Origin of the sequence: Comamonas sp. B-9 (genome assembly GCF_000410635.1) — a bacterium.
GTDB lineage: Bacteria > Pseudomonadota > Gammaproteobacteria > Burkholderiales > Burkholderiaceae_C > Comamonas.
In genome coordinates, this window is the sequence record NZ_APCR01000268.1 from 23,344 (window position 1) to 29,606 (window position 6,263).

Annotated in this window: 8 protein-coding genes; 3 read left to right on the top strand and 5 right to left on the bottom strand. The window is 66.5% G+C overall.

The genetic code is table 11. The annotated features are described in order from the left end of the window. Positions 1-6 precede the first annotated feature (6 nt). The 3 genes from H928_RS25745 to H928_RS0101825 all read left to right on the top strand — a co-directional run bounded on the left by H928_RS25745 (position 7) and on the right by H928_RS0101825 (position 2,153). Positions 7-960: a cation diffusion facilitator family transporter gene (locus H928_RS25745; RefSeq protein WP_021024954.1), complete on the top strand. Its 954-nt coding sequence runs from the start codon at positions 7-9 to the stop codon at positions 958-960. A gap of 59 nt (positions 961-1,019) precedes the next feature. Beyond that, the gene (gene dtd / locus H928_RS0101820) at positions 1,020-1,484 is read left to right on the top strand and encodes a D-aminoacyl-tRNA deacylase (protein WP_021024955.1); all 465 of its coding nucleotides are present in this window, start codon (positions 1,020-1,022) and stop codon (positions 1,482-1,484) included. 87 nt (positions 1,485-1,571) lie between these two features. Continuing rightward, positions 1,572-2,153 carry a sugar O-acetyltransferase gene (locus tag H928_RS0101825; RefSeq protein ID WP_021024956.1) on the top strand — a complete coding sequence of 194 codons (582 nt, stop codon included), beginning with the start codon at positions 1,572-1,574 and terminating at the stop codon, positions 2,151-2,153. 13 nt (positions 2,154-2,166) lie between these two features. On the opposite strand, the gene H928_RS0101830 is transcribed toward H928_RS0101825, so the two are convergent. From H928_RS0101830 to H928_RS0101850, 5 genes are all read right to left on the bottom strand, one after another. Then, complete coding sequence (locus H928_RS0101830) at positions 2,167-2,505, bottom strand: DUF6616 family protein (RefSeq protein WP_021024957.1); 339 nt, start codon at positions 2,503-2,505, stop codon at positions 2,167-2,169. A gap of 14 nt (positions 2,506-2,519) precedes the next feature. Then, on the bottom strand, positions 2,520-3,290 hold the full coding sequence (locus tag H928_RS0101835) for a DNA alkylation repair protein (protein ID WP_021024958.1): 771 nt from the start codon (positions 3,288-3,290) through the stop codon (positions 2,520-2,522). Beyond that, positions 3,287-3,781 carry a MarR family winged helix-turn-helix transcriptional regulator gene (locus H928_RS0101840; protein ID WP_021024959.1) on the bottom strand — a complete coding sequence of 165 codons (495 nt, stop codon included), beginning with the start codon at positions 3,779-3,781 and terminating at the stop codon, positions 3,287-3,289. Before H928_RS0101840 ends, H928_RS0101835 begins: the two co-directional genes overlap by 4 nt. Positions 3,782-3,896: 115 nt before the next feature. Further along, entirely contained in the window at positions 3,897-5,258 is a 1,362-nt protein-coding gene (locus tag H928_RS0101845) for a heavy metal sensor histidine kinase (protein ID WP_021024960.1), read from the bottom strand. Beyond that, positions 5,255-5,944: a heavy metal response regulator transcription factor gene (locus H928_RS0101850; protein WP_027010427.1), complete on the bottom strand. Its 690-nt coding sequence runs from the start codon at positions 5,942-5,944 to the stop codon at positions 5,255-5,257. Before H928_RS0101850 ends, H928_RS0101845 begins: the two co-directional genes overlap by 4 nt. Positions 5,945-6,263 lie beyond the last annotated feature (319 nt).

Genomic DNA, 6,263 nt, shown 5'->3' on the forward strand with positions numbered 1-6,263 from the left:
CCCGCCATGAAGCCTGCCTTATCCGCCGCAGCGCACAGCCGCTGGACCACGCCCGAGAACCTGCTGCGCATCTCGGTGGTGGTGGCCATTGCCACCATTGCCTTGAAGACCAGCGCCTGGGCCGTCAGCGGCTCGGTGGGCCTGCTGTCCGATGCGCTGGAGTCGCTGGTCAACCTGGTGGGCGCCTTGTTTGCACTGGGCATGGTGACCATTGCCAAGCGCCCGGCCGACGAGGGCCACCCCTATGGCCACACCAAGGCGGAGTACTTCTCGGCCGGCTTTGAGGGCCTGCTGATCTTTGGCGCGGCCATGGCCATCGTCTGGGCTTCGGTGGACCGTTTGCTCCATCCCCAGCCGCTCGAGCAGCTGGGCTGGGGCATTGCGCTGTCCATGCTCAGCACGGCGCTCAACGGCGGGCTGGCCTTCGTCATGTTGCGGGCGGCCCGCGCGCACCATTCGATGGCGCTGGAAGGCGATGGCCGCCACCTGATGACCGATGTCTGGACCTCGGTCGGTGTGGTCGGCGGCTTGCTGCTGGCAATGCTGACGGGCTGGCATTGGCTCGATGCAGTGCTGGGCATTGCGGTGGCCTTGCATATCTTCAAAGAGGGTGGCCAGTTGGTCTGGCGTTCGTCGCAGGGCCTGATGGACGAGTCCATCGATGCCGAGACCCTTGCCAAGATCGAGCACTGCGTGCGCAGCTTTGAGGCGCAAACCGGCGGCGCTGTGCATTGCGACAAGCTCAGCACCCGGCGCGCCGGCGCGCTGCACTTTATCGACATGCACCTGCACATGCCCGGCGGCTGGACCCTCGCCCATGCCACCCAGCTGCGCATGCAGCTGGAGGCCGCTTTGCTGCAGGAGCTGCCGCAGGCACGTATCAGCATGGAAGTGCTGCCACTGGGCGTGCAAACCCAGACCGAGGCCGTGCAGCGCGTTGGCGATGCACCCAGCCCCTGAACCATGAACCTCGGCTGCAGCGCCCTGGCCTGCCGCCTTTGCGGAAGCAAGAATCTCCGATGATCAGCGTATTGCAACGGGTGCGCGAAGCGCGTGTTGAAGTGGACGGCCAGGTGATCGGCCAGATCGGCCATGGCCTGCTGGCCCTGGTCTGCGCCGAGCGTGGCGACAGCCAGGCAGAAGCCGACAAGTTTTTGGCCAAGATGCTCAAGCTGCGCATCTTTCAGGACGAGGCCGGCAAGATGAACAAGAGCGTGGTCGATGTGGCCGGCGGCCTGCTGATCGTGAGCCAGTTCACCTTGGCCGCAGACACCAGCGGCGGCAACCGCCCCAGCTTTACCCAGGCCGCGCCCCCGGCCGATGGTGAGCGCCTGTACGACTATGTCGTGGCGCAGGCGCGCGCGCTGCACCCCGAGGTGGCGACGGGCCGCTTTGGCGCGGACATGAAGGTCTACCTGATGAATGACGGGCCGGTGACGATTCCGCTGCGCATAGCGCCGTCGGCTGCGGTGACGGCTGCCTGAAGCCCATCCACCGAGCCACGTCATCTGACGCCCGCCAAGCAGCAGGTAGACTCAGTCCTTTTGCCACCGAGAGGACGAGAGACACCGATGACCGAGATGGAAAAAGCCGCTGCCGGCCTGCTGTACGACGCCAACCATGACCCCAGCGTGCTGCAGCTGCGCGATGCCGCCAAGGAAAAGCTGTTTGCCTTCCAGCAGATCGGCGCGCACCTGCGTGCCGAGCGCGAAGCCATCCTGCGCGGCCTGCTGGGCAAGCTGGGCCGCAATCCCGTGTTCGATGGCCCCTTCTTGTGCGACTACGGCTTCAACATCGAGATTGGCGATAACTTCTACACCAATGTGAACCTGGTCATCCTCGATGCCGCCAAGGTCCGCATCGGCAACAACGTCTTTATCGCGCCCAATGTCGGCCTCTACACCTCCGGCCACCCGCTCGATGCTGCGCGGCGCAACCAGGGGCTGGAATTCGCCCTGCCCATCACCATTGGCGACAACGTCTGGATCGGGGCGGGTGTGCAGGTGCTGCCCGGTGTCAGCATCGGTGCGGGCAGCGTGATTGCGGCCGGCGCCATCGTTACCAAGGATGTGCCCGAAGGCGTGGTGAGCGCCGGCAACCCGGCGCGGGTGCTGCGGGCCATCACCGACAAGGATGCACAGGCCTATGCCTGAGTAGGGCGGTTCCTCAAGCCGCTGCCAATGCTGCCAGATGGGCATCCACAGCGCCTGTACCACTGGCGGCATTCACATGCGTAAAGTACTGGTACCAGCCGCTGGCCTCGATCGCGGCCAGCAAGGCATCGCGTGCTTGCGGGTTGGGAAAGCGCCAGATGCCCAGGTACTGGTGCGGGCTGGCTTGCGCAATGGCGGCATCGGTCTCTGCCAGCGACAACAGTTCAATCCCCAGGCTGGAAAGCTGCCCCAGGCCCTGGCCGATGGTGGCCAGAAACTGCTGGCGCTGTGCAGCAGGCAGCGCCTGCCAGGCGGCGTTCGGTGTGTAGAGTTCGACAAGGTAGCAAGACATGGCTGGGGCTTCTTTCAGCGAATACTGCGCAGCGCGCGTTGGCAGATACGTGCGGTGCTGGGCGATGGCGTATCGCCCAGCCACTGGCTGCAGAGCTCGCGCACCCAGTCGGGCTGGTCCTTGGCGGCGTCGTTGAGCCAGTTGGCGACGGAATCCTGCACATAGACAGAAGGATCGGCGCGCAACGCTTGCAGCAGTGGCAGGGCCTGCGCGGGTGCCTTTTTGAGCGCGGCGATATGGGCACACCAGACGCCACGCGGGCGCAGTGCCTCACAGGCAAAGCGGCGCAGCTTGTCAGACGGCGATGCCGTCCAGGGCAGCAGCTGTGCGATGGCCTCGTCCAGAGCGCTGGCCAGGTGCGGGCGCAAGGCCATCCAGGCCCATTCGCGCACGCCAAAATGCCCATCGTCTGCCAGGCTGCGGATCGCGGAGAGACGCACCGGCAGTGCCAGCCCGGGCTGGGCGCCGACCATAAAGCAGGCCCAGCCGCGCACGGTGTCGGCCCAGTGGCTGCGGCACTGCGCGATGCCCTCGGCGCCCAACGCATCCAGCAGCAGCTCGCCGATGCGGCCCATGCGCCCCAGAATACCCAGCGTGCAAGCCGCATCGGCTTGCTGCAGGGTCTGGGCAGAGAGACCGGGAAAGACGGTGCGCAGCAGCTGCGCCTGGTCCAGCGCCGTGCATTCAGCCAGCGTGGCCGTGGCGATTTCGCCACTGGACAGTGCTTGCAGCACATCGGCGGGAATATCAGCAGCGCGGCTGGCGCCTTTGCGCGGGCTGTTCATGGCGCTGCCTGGCCCAGGTTGCGGGCCACCTTGTCCAGCAGCTGGGCCAGCTGCTGGCGCTCGCTGGCCGACAGCCCGCCGTACAACCCGGCGATCCAGTGGCTGTGCTGCGCAAACACCTGTTGGGCCAGCTGCCGGCCTTTGCCGGTGAGCCGTATGCGCAGCGCGCGGCGGTCGCTGGCCTCGGCATGGCGGGCAACCAGGCCTTCGCGCTCCAGGCCATCGAGCAGACCGGTGACGGTGGCCCGGGTCACGCCCGCACGCTCGGCCAAGGTGTTGGGCGCCAGACCATCGGGTGCCGCGTCGAGCAGGAACAGCAGCACAAAACGCCCTTCGGACAGTCCATGCGGCGCCAGCAGGCGGGCGCAGTCGCGGTCAATGTCTGCTGCCAGCGTGAGCGTCTGGAAGCAAAGGCGAATCCCTGCCACATCGGGCATGCCGCGCCGCTGGGCTTCGTCCAGCAGGGCGTTGTATTTTTGGGCGAGTTGCATGGTGGTGGCTTATAGTAAGGTGGCTAATTATATGCATAAAGCGATCTGAAGTCTGGTTGCAAGCCATGGGGATGGCGGTTGGCGAAGGCGCTGTGTGGCTAGAAGCAGCGCGCCGTCACAGGACGGGCGCCACCGGCAGGATCAGCCCAAACGTCGTCTCGCCGCCCTGCGACTGGGCAAACACCGAGCCGCCATGCATCTTGGCGATGGCTTTGACAATGGCCAGGCCCAGGCCATGGTGGCGCTCGGCGTTGTGGCGCGAGGCATCGGCGCGGTAGAAGCGGTCAAACAGGTGGCGCAGATGTTCGGGCGCAATGTCGGGCCCGGTGTTGGTCACGGAGATGACCGCATGGGCATGCTCGTGCTGCCAGCGCGTGCGAATGTCGATGCGGATCGCAGAGCCCGCCAGCGCATAGCGGGTGGCATTGCTCAGCAGGTTGGACAGTGCGCGCCGCACCAGCGGCGCATCGACCTGGGCCTGCGCGTCGCCCAGCACTTCCAGGCGCAGGTCGGCATCGAGCGCGACGGCCTCATAGAACTCCACCACATCCTGGGCCACGGCGGCCAGGCTGACGACCCCGGTCTCGCGCGCGCCCACGCCCTGGTCGGCACGCGAGAGGAAGAGCATGTCGCCCACCATCGCGGCGATGCGGCGCAGGTCCTCCAGGTTGGACTCCAGCACATCGCGCAGCTCATCCACCGAGCGGGGCTTGCGCAAGACCACTTCGGTGCTGCTGATCAAGGTGGCCAGCGGCGTGTTGAGCTCGTGCGCCACATCGGCGTTGAAGGCTTCGAGCTGGCGGTAGGCATCGGCCAGGCGGTCGAGCAGGGCATTGAACTGCGTGACGATAGGCTGCAGCTCCTGGGGCAGGCCGCTGCCGTCCAGACGGCGCTCAAAATCGCGGGCCGACAGCAGGCTGATCTGCGAGACCAGCGAGGCGATGGGCTGCAGGCTGCGCTGCACCAGCAGGCCGCCAAACAGCGCCAGCAGCAAGGAGCCGGCGACCATGGCCGCAAACAAGGTCCAGCCCAGGCCGCGCAGCAAGGCCTCGTCGGGGCGCAGGTCCATCACCAAGGTGGCGGTGGCTGCGCGCGCCTGGTGGTACTGGGGCGCGGTGATGCCGACGGCAAAACTGCGCAGCATGGTGTGGTGGCTGCTCCAATCGGCCGGGATGCTGTCGAACAGCACATGGCCTTCGTTGTCCACCACGCGGATCGCATAGTCGCCGTGGCCGGCCAGAAAATCGGTGAGCAGGTGGTCCAGCGCCTTGTCGCGGTGGGCCGTGCTGTCATCGCGCAGCACATGCATCAGCGACTGCTGCTTTTGGTCCAGCATCTCCTTTTGGCGGGCTGACAAGGTGTTGTCGAACACCAGGAACACCACCAGGCTGACGGCGCCCAGCCCCAGCATCGACAGCAGCGCCATCCAGCGCGAGAGCCGGCGCCCCAGGTGCGGTACGGCGGAGGTCGGGCTCATGGCTGGGCCCGGCTCTCCAGCACATAGCCCATGCCGCGCACGGTGTGGATCAAGGGCGCGGCAAAAGGCTGGTCCACCTTCATGCGCAGGCGCCGCACGGCCACTTCGACCACATTGGTCTCGCTGTCAAAGTTCATGTCCCAGACCTGCGAGGCCAGCTCGGTGCGCGAGAGCACCTCGCCCTGGCGGCGCAGCAGCAAGGCGAGCAGGTTGAACTCCTTGGCCGTCAGATCGAGCCGCACACCGGCGCGCACGGCCTTGCGGCGGATCAGGTCCAGCTCCAGATCGGCCTGGCGCAGCACCGTGGGCTCGGGCGACGCCGGGTGGGCCTGCGCACGGCGCAGCAGCACCTGGATGCGGGCCACCAGCTCGGAAAACGCAAAAGGCTTGATCAGGTAGTCATCGGCGCCGCTTTGCAGGCCGCGCACCCGGTCTTGCACATCGCTGCGGGCCGTCAGCATCAGCACCGGGGTGGATTTGGCCTGGCGCAATGCCGCCAGCACTGCAAAACCGTCGATGCCTGGCAGCATGCCGTCGAGCACGACCAGGTCGTAGTCCAGCTCCATGGCCAGGTGCAGGCCATCGATGCCGTTGGTGGCGACATCGACCGTATAGCTCTCCTCGGCCAGACCTTTGCGAAGGTACTCGCCGAGCTTGGCTTCGTCTTCAATCAGCAGCAGTCTCATGGCTGCCATTGTCCCTGATGGTGCGCGCGGGCGTGGATTACAAATTTGTCATGTTCCCGTCGGCCTGGTGTTCGTTGCCGCTTTCTACAGTCGCTGGCATCGCATAGGGATACCGCCTGCAACTGGGGCCTGCGGTGCGGGCCGCCGCTGGCGGGCCCTGCGCTGCCAAGGCCGGGTTGCGCGCGGTCTGCCACCACAGGAGAAGCCGCCATGACCATCCCGCAGCCAGCCCCCACCCGGGCCGGCATCCATCCCCTCCACACACCACGCCCTCCAGGCCATCGAGGCCCGGCATGGCCGGCCTGGCTGCTGGGCGCCG